This is a genomic window from Pedobacter agri, assembly GCF_032678665.1.
In the GTDB taxonomy this organism is placed as follows: Bacteria; Bacteroidota; Bacteroidia; order Sphingobacteriales; family Sphingobacteriaceae; genus Pedobacter; species Pedobacter agri_A.
The window spans coordinates 58927-75028 of record NZ_JAVTSH010000013.1; the positions used below are offsets into that span (position 1 = coordinate 58927).

A 16102-nucleotide genomic window follows, 5' to 3' on the forward strand; every position below is an offset into this window, starting at 1 on the left:
ATTTCTTTTACCAATCCAGCAAGCTCATGTTGCGGTTTCCAACCCAATTTTTTTTTTGGGATTCAATAGGATCACAAATCAAATTCCGTTGGAAGGTAATATTGTGGATCTATTCTGACTACTATTTACCTATTGGTAAGTGGTATTCAGGGTTGTTGCAAGCTACAATTTTGGTAGTTTAATTTCCTCGTATTACTTCGAATTTCAATTCAATTTTTTATTTCATCAAATGCAAAACGAACAAAATCCCGAATGCAAATCGCAACTCCTGTCGCAATCATATCACCCTCTATGGCATCTTGTTATAAGATGCTGCACATCCTTCTACATAATCTTTGCGGTGACACCCAGTCTCTTTAAGAATTCAAGTTTCGTAAATAAAAACAATTTTTATTTTTCTAAAGCAATAGCTGCCGTAGCAATAGTTATTTTATGGGTTACAAATGGTTCCCCTTTTTTCGGCGATTCGTGATTTAACAAGATTCCATTACGATCATAGATATCGTAGGCTTCACGGTAATTTTTAGTACTCCAATAACCATACATTTTAGTTACAATATAAGGTGAATGAGGATAAAATCGAGTGTTTAATCATAAATCCTTGCTTAAATATTGTATATTTCATCAGATTATACTTCTTGAACAATTTTAATGATATCGGCAGAATCTGTCAAATCACTACAATGCTAGGTAAAACAAACACGATACTCTTATTGGCCCTGGTAAAGATGATTAATTCTTTGAGAATTAAAACAAAATCATCTTGTTTTAACACCACGCACCTAATAAGCTTATTGTAGTAATAATCCAGGCAAATAAGATCCATTTTGATCCGTGATGCCGGTTAAAAGCACGATTTTTTACTTTGTTCTCAAATTCTTTAAGTTATTATTTTAATTTTATACATCAAGCAAAAATACTAATTACATCTTTAATTCTTTAATCTTATTTACATTTTCCAAGAACCAGTTGTAAGTTTTCCTAACACCTTCTTCCAAATCAACCTGATGTTTCCAACCTAAATTATGCATTTTGGTTACATCCATTAATTTTCTTGGTGTCCCATCGGGTTTTGTAGTATCCCAAATAATCTCACCTTGGTGTCCTGTGATTTTTTGAATTATTTCTGCCAATTCTTTTATGGTTAAATCTACTCCAGTTCCCACATTATACAAATAATCTGGAAGTTTATTTTCTAATGCAAAAACAACTGCCGCTGCCATATCATCTACAAATAAAAACTCCCGCATAGGAGTTCCAGTTCCCCAAAGCGTGACTGATTCATGATTATTTTCTTTTGCAATGTGGAATTTTCGAATCATCGCTGGCAATACATGAGAAGTGTTCAAATCGAAATTATCGTATGTCCCGTATAAGTTAGTTGGCATTAAACTCACATAATCTTTTCCAAATTGTTTTCGAATGGCTTGGCAAGCTTTAACACCGGTAATTTTTGCAATAGCATACCATTCATTTGTTTGCTCCAAATCTCCAGTAAGCAAAAATTCTTCTTTCAAAGGTTGTGGTGCTAATTTTGGATAAATACAAGAACTGCCCAAGAAAATAAATTTCTCTATTCCAGTTTGCATCGCCGAATCAATAAGATTATTTTGGATTTGCATATTTTCCATAATAAACTGATATGGATAATCATTATTGGCTAAAATTCCTCCAACTTTTGCAGCAGCATCTATAATTATGTCTGGTTGTTCCTGAAGCAAATACTCTTTAACAGCTACTTGATTTCTTAAATCCAAAGTAGAGCTAGATGCTCCAATCAAATTTGTATATCCTTTAGCTAAAAGTGTTCGCCAAATTGCAGACCCAACCATGCCATTGTGGCCAGCAATATAGATTTTATCGTTTCTATTATGTAAATTTGACATTATTTGTATTGGTTTTTAATGCTATAACTATGTGATTTAAGAGGGCATTCCTTTTTAAAGTGGTCAACATCTGCGCCAACCATTTCTTTTACCAAAGATGCTAAATCATATTGAGGAACCCAACCTAATTTCGTCTTAGATTTGTTTGGGTCGCCAATTAATAAATAGACTTTTGGCGTGGTTAAATACCAATACATTTCCTACGCGTTTTAAAGCAATTTCCAAAAATCAAACTAATCAAGGACATGAAGTGTAATAATAAGGTCGGTTGTAGCGCCGTCCCTTAATTCTAAAGGTTTCGTTAAGTATTGTCCAGCTACATAATTCACCTTAAGCCTGGCTAGTTTAAAACATAAGGTAACTGTATCTCGTGTTGCCTGTCTAATATCAGCTACCTTTAACGTAAATTCATAACCGAAACTAACCTTTAAATTTTCTTTTTATTTTTTCAAACTTAGACAAGTTACTTTCTTGACCATAATTTCCATAGCCATAGCCATAACCATAATGTTTATTATAAATATCATTCACTACGATACCTAAGTTTTTCATCTTATTTGATGTAAATAAATCCTGAACAATCTGCAATTGTTCTTTACGCGTAACCTTATGTCGAACCAGATAAATAGAAACATCAGCAAACTCCGATAATAGCTGCGCATCGGTGATTACGCCAATAGGAGGAGTATCCATGATGATATAATCAAACTGCTCCTTTAATCCGGCAATCAAACCAGGGGTATGTTCACTCATTAAGGTTTCTGCCGGATTAGGTGGTAGAGGACCAGAAGTCATGATAAACATATTAGAATTGATTGTTAATGGCTTGATAATATCTTTAATCTTAATATTCTTATCAATGGTATAAGTACTAAAACCTGCATCATTAACCACTCCAAGCTTAGTAGATAATCCAGGTTTACGTAAGTCAAGTTCCATCAATAAAACCTTTTTGCCAGATAAAGCCAAGACATTTGCCAAATTTATAGCAGTAAAAGATTTACCCTCCCCACTCATGCTGGAGGTCAGTAAAATTACTTTTTGATCTTCATTTTTCAGGTAAAAAGAGAGATTAGTTCTTAAGGCTCTAAACTGTTCTGAAATTGATGAACGGCTGTGATGGGCGACAACCAAGCTATCTCCATCATCGTTATGACTGATTTCACCAAAGATTGGTATGCTTGTCAGTGTTCTAATATCCTCTTTAGATTTAATTTTCGTGTCAAATAAATCTTTTAGGAATAAAATCAAATACGGAATTAAGATACCTAATACAAAAGCAACTAACACGACCATATTCTTTTTAGGACTTATGGGAGTAGGATAAGCTTTTGGAGGATCAATGGTTTTAGCGATTGGGATATTAGAAGTTTTTGATATTGCGGTTTCTTCCGCCTTTTGCATTAAAAAAATATACAGTTCTTCTTTTATTTTTTGATTCCTTGCCAATTTTAAATAATCCTTTTCGATTTTTGGAACTTCATAAATTTTTGACTCTAAATTATCAACCTGTTTCCGAAGTTTGTCTCTTGTAACTAAAAATGTATTTTTACTACTTTTTATATTCGCTAAAATTCCCTGTCTAAGTTGAAAAATCTGCTTATCAATATTTTGAATAAATGGGCTTTCTTCGGTAACACTCAACAATTGCCTATCCCGTTCTATCAACAATGAATTATATTCTCTCATTAAATCAGAAAATACCATGTCTGCTGGTATCAAAGAGGATGGAAAAACTCTTTTGTTCTTAGTATCATCCTCTAAGTAGCTCTCTAAATCGCTAAGTATTGTAACTTGAGTTTCCGCTTTTGCTAAATCATTGATAAACGAGCTTGAATTCTGAACTAATAATTTACCTTGCTCAGTCATATCTGCAAGTCTATTACCTTCTTTAAAGCTTTCTACGTTATTTTCGACATCACCCAATTCACCCGCAATTATGCTTAATCTTTTCTGAATAAAAGCTGTTGTACTATCCGCAATAATATTTTTATCTTCAAGATTTGACTTAATATATTGTCTAATTAATGAATTTAGAATGTCTTCCCCCTTTTTTTCGACAGGATATGACATCGACAAATCAATTACGGTTACTAACTTATTGGAAACGCTAGCTGTAAACTTACTCATTAAAAATCCTGCACGATCATCAACGGAAGAGACCGCTACAGTATAATGTCCACTTAATTTATCAATCTGATCTGATGCGGGGAGTATTTCAAGTATCCCAAGATCATCGACTTTGAATCTTTGACTATATTTAACAACTGAATCAAAATTATCGCCAGTAATTTTAAATCGCCCATCTGTTAAGCATTCTATATGCAACTCTGTCCTTTTTATCGAGTCAACTCCTTTAACAATGTTTACAATAAATGGCTTATTATATATTTCTTTATCAACTAAACGACTATGTTTGGCGTAGACTACATTCAATTGCATTTGCCTAACCACTTGCTCCATTAGGAATCTAGTTTTAAGCACTTCTATTTCGTTATCAACGGAGTTTTTACCTCCAATTATACCTCCTAAATCCATCAAAGCACTTGCTTGCTTTGATGCTCCACCCCCATCTCCATCATTAACCAGCAACTTTGCGTTAATTCTATATGTAGGTGGTGTAAACCTAATGTATAATAAGGAAGCAACTAGCAGTATTATCGTGCTAATTAAAAACCAATGCCATTTTTCTATTAATTTTCCTAAAATTCTCTTGAAATCAATTCCTTCTTCTTCAAGAGTATTCTCAATTCTATTATTTGCGTTCATGTAATTTAATATAGATGTTTTATCTAAAGCTTGTGATTGCTACAATAATTACCGATAAAACAGAGGCCAAAACACTAATAGTCTGAACCTGTGCAGAATTTGTAGCCGCTACCTTTCGCTTATTGGGTTCTACATAAACCACATCATTTTGTCTTAAATAATAATACGGGCTATTAAAAATTTCTGATGAGTTCAAATCTAACCGTGCAAATTCTTTCTTTCCATTATTGTCCCTTACAATAAGTACATTTTCTCTTCTTCCATAAATAGTTAAATCACCGGCCAAACTCAGGGCATCGAGGATCGTTACTTTTTCATTGGGTAACGTATAAGCAGATGGTGCATTTACTTCACCCAAAACACTTACTTTAAAGTTAGCAAACCTTAATTGTACGTTTGGTTCTTTATAAACCACAGCGGCTTTTTCTCTAATGAGTTCTCTTGCTTGATAAGTCGTTAATCCTTCTACTTTTACTTTCCCTATTAAAGACAGTTCCACATCTCCATTACGATCGACTAAAAAGCCAGAAACTTGCTGTGCTGCAACAGCGGTATTTGCACCGCCGCCTAGAACAGTATTAGAGGCCGCTTGGTTCACAATAGCGCCGCTTTGAGGGTTCAATGTGAAGATATTGATACTCAATATATCATCAGGTTGAATGATAGGTTCAGTAAATTTAGTAGCATTGTCAAGCTTTGCCTGGTTTACGGTTTGAATATCCTGAAAATAAGCAATCTTCTTATTGCTCACACATGAAGACATCATCGCCAAAATCACTATAGCCAGCGAGATGGAAAAATTTAATTTGTTAGAAGTGTATTTAGTCATAGGTTATACAGGAAGTAATTGTCCTGATTATTATTTTTTGGATATTAAACTATGGTTATAAACTATAGTTCAGTAAGAGCATTTTTACACGATGCAAACTTAATCATTTAAATGTAATAACAGAAGTTGTTTATAAGCCTAATTGATTAAATAAACAAGGCCAACCTTTGCGTGAAGATTATTAGCATCCTGTTTATTCCAGTCCCAATAATCGTTAGAACCGGGTTTAGCCTGCCATTGGTACTGATAGTTCAATGATTTGATGTAAGTGAGTTGCCCATTGAGGACGAAGTTCTTATAATTCCAACTCACGTTACCCCCCAAGGATAGATCAACCCAGTGCCTGTTGATAAATTGATTTTTATCTGCCGAAGCATATGCAAAATCATAAAATAAATCATTATTATTTACTTGTCTTTCAAACTGCAGACCAATTCTTTTTAGCCCTTTTACCCAGCTAAGATTAAATGATTGTAAGTTAGTTCCTGGGCCAATACCAGCACCTAAAACTTGTCCTTTATTTGTATAACCATCTGTTACCTGATAGTGGATATACCATGGTGGAGTAGCCCTAGTTTCTCTTGTTGTAGGCGTTTGTAATTGTGTAAATTCAATACCCACCTGGATATATTCATCTGATTTTCTCAAAGGAATGAGTTTTCTTAAACCAACTGTATAAGCCCTGCTGTGCTCTGGCTCCACTACTGCATCTCTTAGGTCATTAGAATGATCATTTCTTCCATATTCAAAATAGACTTCAGCTTTACTCTCAGGAAATATATATCTGGCGATAAACGACAGGTATTGATCTTTTTCGGCAGTATCTTCAGCATTAGAACCATCAACAGAAGCAAATGACGCCTTTTGAGCTGCCTGGAATATGGGGAAGTAGTCAGCAAAGCTATTGCCCATTTTACTACCATTTGTTGCGTACACTCGTTCTAAACCCACGTAGAGTCCAGGAACCCACTTCGGTTGATATATAACAATGATGCCGGACAGGTATCGCCAATCGTAAGGCTTAGTAACCAATTCGTTTTTAATAGCCTGTAAAACATTGGGCTGATCTTTAAGATTTACGCCAGAGTTTTCCAGACGCCCACCAATAATCTGAGCTTCAAATGAACCAATGTAAGTTTTAATTGGTCTGGTCGTGTTTAATGTAAAATGCCTAAATCCTGAAGCATTATTGCTCATTAACAAGGAATTTCGCACACCTGGTCCCCACCATAAATTTTCGTTAGAAAAACCTGCAGAAACTGGACCAAAGTTGAGTCGTATACTACTCTGACCTAGGGAAAATTTGTTGTATTTATTTTCTCCAAATCGATCTGGCAAATCAATTTGATTATAAAAGCGCGTAACCGGACTATTCCAATACACACCATTCGGCGCGTCGATTAAACGTTGAAAGCCTTTATTTTCTGCGAAAACATACTCTGGTCTGAACTGGACACTTAACGGACCGATTTTAGCATAAATACCCGTCGAAATTTGTGTCTGATACCCCTTGGCCTGCACCATCGATCCATCGTTCATGCCATACGGATGGTGTGAATTGAATTGTTGCTGCCAGGCAACGGGTAAAGCGTAGATCTGGGTATGCAGTTTAGGATTGTTGTAAAGTAAATATCTGAACTTATTCAACGAATAATTTGTATCCGGATCCAAGGCCAGGTTATTACGGTCAGACATGAACATCGGCCGGATCATGTAGGAACTGTTGGAACTGTCTTTACCTAAAAGCTGTTGCCTTCGGTAAGCATCTTCTACATTTTCCAATAAACCAACAGGTAAGGTCTGTGCAAACGCACAAAAATTTAGGGAGAGCAATAATAAGGAAAGGTAGATTATCCTCATAAAAATGTTTTATAGATAAAGAGATACAACGTTAAAAAGTGTACGAAGGTATGCAAAGTTTTAACATCGAAGAAAAAATTTTTAATTCTGCAAACCCCAACGGTTGTTCCGGGATATAAATGTAGGTTTTTTGATTGCAGTCTGCCGATTAACAGCTAAATAAATTCATCACATTCATCATTCCACATCGCTGTTTTCTGCTTCAACGGTGGCCAAATTTAAAAAAACACATGTAAGCATAAGGTTTTAATCAAGATTATCCGTTTATTTGGGGTTAAAAAGATAAAAGGCGCCAGATTGACTCCCCCGAAACTGAATATTCCCATCGTTATGCTACACCACGTAGCAGATCATCCTCATCCAAGTTTGAAAAAGTGGTGCATCAGTCATTTAAAATTTCTGGAGTTACTGGATAACATTGAGCTAAAAGGCCTGGTGACGACAACTTTCCAGGAGATTATCGAACTTAAACCGTCGAAAAAAGAACTGAAAAAAAGAGTCATCATTAGTTTTGATGATTGCCCGGCTTCATTGTTTGATTTCGCCATCCCGGAATTGTTAAAGCGAAAAATGAAGGCTGTTTTTTACATCCCTACCAACCAAATTGGTGGCGTAAACGAATGGGATATCGAAGAATACGACATGAGCCGGGTGGAACTGATGAATACATCACAACTCAGGGAACTTGTCTTGCTGGGAATGGAAATAGGCAGCCATGGAGAAAAACACATCAAACTCGATGCCGTTAGCGAACTGGAAGTGATTCAGGATATTTCAGATTCAAAAGAAACGCTGGAGTTGTTATTGGAAAGCCCGGTATATTCATTTGCTTATCCCTATGGAAAAATCCCGGCCAATTACGGGAAATTATTAACATCAGCGGGTTACACTTTTGGCCTGTCGATTTATAGCCCTATGGAAACCAACTTTGCACTGAGGCGGTTTGCTATTAATCAAGGTGACGACGCGAAAAAGATCAGGTTGAAATTGGGTAAAAAGTACCGGCTGATGCGTTTGTTCTATGACCCATTGTTCTTTCTCCTGAGAAAACTTTAAAGCACTTCATACTGGTTCGAAGAAACAGATGATATAGTCATTGCCGCATGCTGAAAAAAAATGAGGCCGGCACCAGCCAGGCTCAATGAAACATCCTCCCGGCTACGTGACCACTGGAAAACGAACACACTGCCAACTATAAACAAACCAATCCCCATGCTAAATGCCTGGTATCACTTTCAGACTGGCTTTTACCGCTTGCAGATTTTTCTGCACTGCCTTGTATTCTGTAGTTGACGATAGCTTTTGACTGGCTGCGCCGCTTTCTGCAATTTTACGCTTTTTCGATTCCTTTTTTCGGATTTGAATCTTATTGATCCCCCTCAAATTTACCTGCTGTCGAAATTTTGATTAAGCCTTTCGGCCATAACACCACATCGGTTTCGGAAAATAGACTATAATTGGTGATGCTGTACCAATTCTCACGGGCAGAGTGTGTTTTCTGAAAAGAAGTATGGTGGACATACCATTATATTTGAACCCATCTCGTGAATTTACAAATATGCAGACAATCAAAAAGTTAAAATAAATTAATCTCTGGTGAAACACGGTCAATCTACCCTATGTTATCCAACTCTTGCTAAGGTAAACTGGTTAGCCAAATTTTATGCGGTTGTCAGAAAGTACACATAGATAGCCATGCATCTTTGAATTTATCAGGATCCCGCTGCCGCTACTTTATCAACTTATTTAAATCAGCGGATGCTTTATTAAAGTCATTTAATTTAAGCACTAAACCGATATCTGGAATTCTCTTATTAGTATAATATTGGTAGTTAGGAAATACCTGCGATTTTGGGATGATTGGTTTACTTAAAAACATCTTACAAATTTTCCAGAAGACAGACATGCTGATATCCGTATCAATTAATGACCATAGATTATAAAAATATCTACCTGCCATGGGTTTATGTTGTATCGCAAAATTCAGAACGGCTTTGGTCACATCTTTCTGCCTTTCCACTCTGGAATGATCATCATATACCGTTCCTGCAACTCTTACCCTGGCATATGCCAGTGCCTGATCTCCAGTCATCTTAATCGTGCCTGTTTTTGTTAATGGTAAAAGCGGTACACCTTTGAGCGATGCTTGTTCATCAATATAACCGTTTACATATTGATGAATACCTTTATCGATATGCAAAGTTACACCACCGAATTTATCAATAATATCTGCGGTGTTTCGAAAATCAGTTACGATGGTTTGGATTAGCTTAGTTTTGAAGTTTGCATTAATTGTGTTAACTAGTAACTCTTTTCCTCCCAAACGATATGCCGAATTTAATTTTTGATTACCATAACCTTTGACATAAACATAGGTATCTCTCAAAATAGAGGTTAGTTTTATTTCAGATTCCTTAATAGTTATGATCATAATCACATCTGCATTACCCCTTTTCCCTTTTTCCCGAGAATCGGATCCAATTAGGAGTATTTGACTTGCAGACAACTGCACCGTTATAGATATAAAGATGATGGTTAGAACTAATAGATTTTTTAACATCTGCACAGGAATTCAGGTTGAATTTATTGTCACAAAATAAACCATAATAAACCGGCCAGTATATAGCCTTTTTTCGCCATTGGAAACAAAGCTAAAAGTAAAAACGATTAATGATTCAGCATAATAACACTTTTGTCCCGCGCTGGTGCATGCGTGTATACTAAATATATATGAACGATTTCTATGAAACTGTTTTGGTAAAAAACATAGCGAATTTTTTAATTTCTTCAACAACAAAGGCATGCGCTATCAGAAGAGGAGCCTGCAACAAACACCAGGGCGAAACGATCAACTTCGTCCGTGTATAATAATTTTTCTAAAAAGTTGTCTAATCTAGCACTATGAATACGCCTTATTTCAGCCGGATTGTTGTGAAGTTATTGGCTCAACATAATTCTAATTCTCTGATCATTTGCTAAAGTTATAGAGCCATGCAGTGAATAATCAATTGAAACGATCCTCCCTTACTAATTCTTTCGTTATTCTGCCACGCTGGCAGAAATTTCTTCAGAGTTATTAACAATCTTTCTTGCCATGTCATTTCAGAAAAAGCCCGTCACGAAGATACCAAAGCATGTAACATGCGGCCCAAAGATGCCCGACACCAATTAAAGAAGAGTAAACAGGCCATCACACGATAAACTTTATAAGAAAACGTCCTGTGAACAACTGTGCTCATCCTGTCAAGGGCAGAGCAAGCGTCATTCATATGGTAGCCAATACTAGCTTCCTGCTGCTTTTGACTGAAAATTAGACAGGCGCAAGCATTTTTGGCGCAAAAAATTAGCCTGCTTATAAAAAGGATATTAATTAAGAGCAATATAGCTATACCTGAAAGCAAGCGGAGGTTGAGTAACCTTGGCCTCCACATCCATCCTCAATGAAACGAATGCATGCCAGTATTATTTGCCGCCATCAGCCAGGGGCAATATTGCGATGGTAATATTGAAATGCGTTAGAGGAGCCGCATTAATATTTTTGCTAACCATGATTACTTATCTTTAGGATTAACATTTTGATGTTTGCCCATAGCTCATAACCCTACCATAGCCAATTTCCTTAACGACTGCTCTAAGAAAAAGGATAAATGCCTATTGGAGAAAGGAGAAATGGATCATTAGAAGGGACAACCAGAAATAATATGCTTGCAATCAATAGAATACGCATAACTTAAACAGAACACATTTTGTGCTAATATAGAAACTTATTGCATCTTCCATATAAATGAGATATTAGGGCTGGAACGGCAATAATGAATATTCTGTATTAACGTAAAACTGTCCATATCTGTACTTTTAAATTGCAAAACCAAAATAACAGAGAGGAAAAAAATACGCTTTGTGCTAAAGAGAGAACCTTAATGCTTGGAGCATTCTTTCATGGTATGGCTCTATATGTTTTTTTTATAAAAAATGTAAGGTAGAGCGGTCCTAAATCCCATATCATGTGCTATCACATTAACGTCCTCTTTATTGATGCAATCTTTTCGGACTACCATGATAATGTGATCCCAATTGAGATAATTCAACTAAAAAGCGGTTTTTTTACTTATTCACCTAAAGAAGTAATTCCCAATGAACTTTAGAAATGTATTAATAAAGATCGAAGGGATTATTGGCTCTTAAAGCTGGCTGTACAAAACCCTTTAAGTAAATCCTAATCTAATACTATAAATGTTTAAAATTGGTCTTTAAAAACTTGAATGTTATTAAATATTTAATATTGAATATATATTTCATACTACGTTGTCGCAAAAACCATTCGGAAGTCTTGAGACTACTAGTATATAGGAAACTACACCGCTGCTATTGCACAAAGGGTAATTACCAAAAGCAAAGCACTAGTGGAAGGTCATATAAAAAATAAGAAAGCCCATGTCTGACTTTCTATTGGAGATGCTAAAGCATAAATATTTAATAAAATATCCCTATTTGCAAGAGATTATACCTATCTCATAAGTCTTGGTATTTTTGTGTATAATGCTCTTAAAGCTTAAATATACAAATTCGCCATTTCTGCCCATTCTTATTCGTTACTTCTTCCCAATCTAAAAACGCATATTTATCAGCATATCGTTTCCAAAGTTGCGCATGCTCTTCGAAATAAAACATAGAGATGATGGCATGTCCTCCCGGCTTTAAAGTGCTTTTGAGATAGGCGTCCAACTGCTCAACAGGTTTCTTGAAATAATAAACGCACTCGTTAAAAATTACCACATCAAACTTCTCTTTCGGCGTGTTTTGGTTAAAGTCCATTTGCTCAAACCGGAATGGTGGAAATGTTCTTCGGGCTTCGGCTACCGCATTTTCAGAAATGTCGAAACCCAGATAATCATCCGGACCTTTAATCTCAGATTTTAGATAGTGAAATAGCACCCCTTGTCCGCAACCTGCATCTAATACGCTACCTCCACCATATTGCTTATAGAACTTTACAATACTTTTATAGTGTAAGGATTCTGTTTCTGAGTAAAGGTAATCCCAGGCGCCATTTTTAAATTGCTCTTCCCAAACTCCTCTCCCCACCGGGCTTCCGATTCCAAAGCGGTATAAGAACTTTCTGAATAATCGTTGTTTGATGTAGTAAAAAATTTTTTCTGCGGTAACCATAGTTTTATGATAAAGGATGTATTGAATTAATCTGTTTGCTTTTTTGAAAGAGTGATAGGTTAAAAATCACGGTAAAGATTTCTGAAGGTACTTCTCAAACCAAAGCTGATCATTCCGGTGTTTTGTGTAGCTATTGATGACGATTCCTTTCTGATGATCCCCCCAATTTCTGCTCTCAGGTTATACTTTGGATTGATGAGATATGAAACCTTGGCTTCTGTAAAAAACAAATTGGTTTTGATGCCCTGACCGATGAAATTTCCATAGTTGTTAACATGAGTGCTGTAGTCTAGGAAAATATTTTTTCCATAATTTAAGCCAGCAGGATCTAAACCATAATTAGCATAAATCATTTGCCCCTGGAAATCGAAACGTTTGTAACTATAGTTCAGTAAACCTAAGAATTCCCTGAAGTTTGCACCAAAGGGGTGTGCCAATGGCTGGTTCATTGCAGCATAGTTGGAAACACGATCGAAATGTGCATAGGTGTAAGGACGGGCGGTGTTGAATTCTGCCAAATAGTTTAAACCAGGCACTTTAAATAAATCTGACCCACGAAAACCAAGCTGTACAGCCCACTTGTTAGCCCAGTAACCATTGTTAGCAAAAAACTCTTTTGCGGTAAACTCATCGAACATAAACTGGCCATAAAGCGCGGTTTTATCCAGCACCTCATATTTTAAATTAATGCCCAAACGCATTTTATCTGGTGAACTGGTATTGGCACTTTCAACCGAGCGCAGGAAGATGAACGGATGGATATAATTGAAGTCAAAACCGCGTTTTCCCTCAACCTGTGCATCAGCCCAGGTAACAGCCTGAAAAAAGCCGGCAGAAAAGCGTTTTGTGACATTCCAATCTAAATAATGTGCGGCCATCCATTTTCCCCGGTCTCCTAAACGGCGATCGGTAGTAAATCTTTCCGCACCTGGATCAAGCATGTAGGCGAAAATGGTTTGATATTGAACATTGCCCAAGGAAGCCCTCAACCGTAGAAATGAATAATTGGCAGCAACATCAGAAAGCAACATCGAGCGATAGCCATCTCCAATAAAGTTCTTATCGTATCCTAAAGCGATGTTCAGGTGTTTATTTGCGGTGTAAGACAGTAACGCGGTGGCATACGACCAATCTTTTGTCTTGTCGCCTAACTTGCCCGTCATTTCACTAGGCACCACTTCATTTGTGTTGATAAAATCTGTGACATAGTTGGCAAACACACCCTGATTTTCATAGGCACTGGCATAGAATGAAAACTTTTCGCCTACATCACCGCCGATTTGAAAACCTCTTGTATTTAACCAGGTAGTTTTACGCTCAGTTGTCTCTCTCCCAATTTGAAAATCTGGTAAAAAGTCGATAAATACCTTATAATCCTCGCCCTTAAGGTTAACCAGGTGCTCATCTGTTAGTTTTCGCCGCACCCAACTTCTTTTGTTAAGTGAATCGACGCCCAATTGCATTAAGCTTTGGTAACGCTTAACCAATACACTGTCATCTGCATAATAACCTTTTATTGAACTGTGAAAACGCGAATTCTGATCATATACCGCATGATTTAGCTTTTGATAAAACTGAAAAGAATAAGGGATGTTTTGGTTTGGCGTTTGGGCAAGTGCCACTCTTGTTGAAAAGAGGGTTAAGGTGAGTGCAAATAAAATCTTAAACCGGATATTGTTTTTCTCCATCTGCATTGTCGAGTTCTTCATAAATAGAATTATTGCTTTTGTATTCTTGTACCAGCTCCTTCATCAACACCACTACCTGCCTGTTGTCGTTGGCTTTAGCACAGTTTATTAATTTGTAAATGTGTTGTTCTACATCATTGAAAATATACTCACGCACTTTCCCTATCATAATCTTATGGTGATGGGTGGGCATGGTGTTTTCATTGTCATTTAAGAGCTCTTCAAACAATTTTTCCCCTGGCCGTAATCCGCTATACTGAATCTTAATATCCTGATTAGGAATTAATCCAGCTAAACGAATCATTTTCTTTGCGAGTTCCACAATTTTGACAGATTTACCCATATCAAAGATAAATATCTCCCCACCATTTCCCATACTTCCTGCTTCCAGCACCAACCGACAGGCTTCAGGAATTGTCATGAAGTACCGGGTAATTTCCGGATGTGTAACCGTAACCGGGCCTCCCTTTTCAATTTGTTGTTTAAAACGTGGAATAACAGAGCCATTGGAACCCAAAACATTCCCAAACCGGGTGGTAATGAACTTGGTAATCGGTTTTATATTTAAATCATTGATATAACTTAAGCCATTGCTGAAAATATAGCTTGGATTAATTAAGGTATTGTTTAGTGACTGAACATATATTTCGGCAATACGCTTGGAAGCCCCCATTATATTTGTAGGGTTAACTGCCTTATCAGTAGAAATCATCACAAACTTGCGTACACCAAATTTAATTGATAAATCTGCGATGACTTTAGTGCCCAATACATTGGTTTTAATGGCTTCACAGGGGTTATCTTCCATCAACGGCACGTGTTTATAGGCCGCGGCATGATAAACAAAATGAGGTTTGTAAGTTTCAAAAATATGTTCCATTCGCCTGATGTCACGAACATCACCCACAGCTGCATGGTAATTGTAATTTTGGCTGGATTCTTCCAACTCGAGGTAAAGATCGTGTAAAGCTGTTTCAGATTGATCGTTCAGAATAATTAAGCTTGGTTCAAATTTTAGCAGCTGACGTACAATTTCACTTCCTATCGAACCCGCAGCACCTGTAATTAAAATTCTTTTATTTTTAATCTGGCTTTTGATTCCCTCCACATCAATCTCAATCGTTTTCCTGTTGAGCAAATCCTCTATGTTTAAATTCTGTATTTGCGACGATTGTAGCTTGCCATCAATCCAAACGTTAGAAGGTGGGATATTAAGTACAACCACATCATGCTCTAAACAAGCATCAACAATATCATTTTTTACCTCTATCGGAATGCTAAACGATCCAAAAATCAGTTCATCAACCTCCCTCTTAGCAATAAGGCTTTTCAGTTCTCTCGCATCTAATATCCTTACCCCGTCTATTGTTTTTCCTACTTTTCTTAAATCATCATCCACAAAAGCGATGATATTTTTATTGATCCTGGCATCGTGATCAAATGTACGTTTAGTGGCAATCCCAGCCTCTCCTGCACCATAAATAATCACCCTCATCTTATCCAGATTCAGGTTTTTAACATAAGTGAAAAAATATTTCACCAATATTCGGTAGGTAATGAGCAATACAAAACTAACCAAACCATAAATCACTACAATGATATTAGAAGTAAGCTGGTAGTTCCAAAATGCGGTAATCGAGATGTTAATGACAAAGCCGGCTGCAGCACTGAGTACAACAGCAAATAAAATTCGAAAAGTATCCTGAGCGCTGGTGTACCGAATAATGCCGGTGTAAGATTTTACATTAAAAAATACAATGACATTGATAATGGCAATAACCAACGCGGTGCGACTGAAGAAAATTAGATTAAGATCGGTGATATCAAAGTTATATCTAATAAAGTAAGCTATCCCCAGAGATATGGTGCATATCATCAAATCGATAATAAAAATTAGCCAA

The 16102-nt window shown here is 36.5% G+C and carries 10 protein-coding genes and 1 pseudogene; 1 reads left to right on the forward strand and 10 read right to left on the reverse strand.

Annotated features, from left to right (window positions below; all coding sequences use genetic code 11):
- Positions 1–390 precede the first annotated feature (390 nt).
- From R2Q70_RS21560 to R2Q70_RS21585, 6 genes and pseudogenes are all read right to left on the reverse strand, one after another.
- Positions 391–576: pseudogene (locus R2Q70_RS21560) on the reverse strand (GDP-mannose 4,6-dehydratase); the annotation flags it as partial.
- Positions 577–923: 347 nt separating this feature from the next.
- The gene (locus R2Q70_RS21565) at positions 924–1886 is read right to left on the reverse strand and encodes a GDP-L-fucose synthase (protein WP_316809625.1); all 963 of its coding nucleotides are present in this window, start codon (positions 1884–1886) and stop codon (positions 924–926) included.
- Positions 1886–2083 (reverse strand): hypothetical protein, encoded by a 198-nt coding sequence (locus R2Q70_RS21570; RefSeq protein ID WP_316809626.1) that lies wholly within the window; start codon positions 2081–2083, stop codon positions 1886–1888. The genes R2Q70_RS21565 and R2Q70_RS21570 overlap by 1 nt, the downstream gene beginning before the upstream one ends.
- Before the next feature lie 223 nt (positions 2084–2306).
- Entirely contained in the window at positions 2307–4655 is a 2349-nt protein-coding gene (locus tag R2Q70_RS21575) for a polysaccharide biosynthesis tyrosine autokinase (protein ID WP_316809627.1), read from the reverse strand.
- Between the two features lie 19 nt (positions 4656–4674).
- Positions 4675–5484 carry a polysaccharide biosynthesis/export family protein gene (locus R2Q70_RS21580; RefSeq protein WP_316809628.1) on the reverse strand — a complete coding sequence of 270 codons (810 nt, stop codon included), beginning with the start codon at positions 5482–5484 and terminating at the stop codon, positions 4675–4677.
- 138 nt (positions 5485–5622) lie between these two features.
- Positions 5623–7344, reverse strand: a complete 1722-nt coding sequence (locus tag R2Q70_RS21585; RefSeq protein WP_316809629.1) for a capsule assembly Wzi family protein — start codon at positions 7342–7344, stop codon at positions 5623–5625.
- 297 nt (positions 7345–7641) lie between these two features.
- Here R2Q70_RS21585 and R2Q70_RS21590 point away from each other — a divergent pair, with 297 nt between their 5' ends.
- Entirely contained in the window at positions 7642–8400 is a 759-nt protein-coding gene (locus tag R2Q70_RS21590; protein ID WP_316809630.1) for a polysaccharide deacetylase family protein, read from the forward strand.
- A 673-nt stretch (positions 8401–9073) separates the two neighbouring features.
- Here the strand turns inward: R2Q70_RS21590 and R2Q70_RS21595 are convergent.
- The 4 genes from R2Q70_RS21595 to R2Q70_RS21610 all read right to left on the reverse strand — a co-directional run bounded on the left by R2Q70_RS21595 (position 9074) and on the right by R2Q70_RS21610 (position 16077).
- The gene (locus R2Q70_RS21595) at positions 9074–9904 is read right to left on the reverse strand and encodes an LCP family protein (RefSeq protein WP_316809631.1); all 831 of its coding nucleotides are present in this window, start codon (positions 9902–9904) and stop codon (positions 9074–9076) included.
- Positions 9905–11889: 1985 nt separating this feature from the next.
- Positions 11890–12513: a class I SAM-dependent methyltransferase gene (locus R2Q70_RS21600; protein ID WP_316809632.1), complete on the reverse strand. Its 624-nt coding sequence runs from the start codon at positions 12511–12513 to the stop codon at positions 11890–11892.
- A gap of 59 nt (positions 12514–12572) precedes the next feature.
- Positions 12573–14222 (reverse strand): gliding motility protein RemB, encoded by a 1650-nt coding sequence (locus R2Q70_RS21605; RefSeq protein WP_316809633.1) that lies wholly within the window; start codon positions 14220–14222, stop codon positions 12573–12575.
- The gene (locus R2Q70_RS21610) at positions 14176–16077 is read right to left on the reverse strand and encodes a nucleoside-diphosphate sugar epimerase/dehydratase (protein WP_316809634.1); all 1902 of its coding nucleotides are present in this window, start codon (positions 16075–16077) and stop codon (positions 14176–14178) included. The genes R2Q70_RS21605 and R2Q70_RS21610 overlap by 47 nt, the downstream gene beginning before the upstream one ends.
- Between the last annotated feature and the right edge of the window lie 25 nt (positions 16078–16102).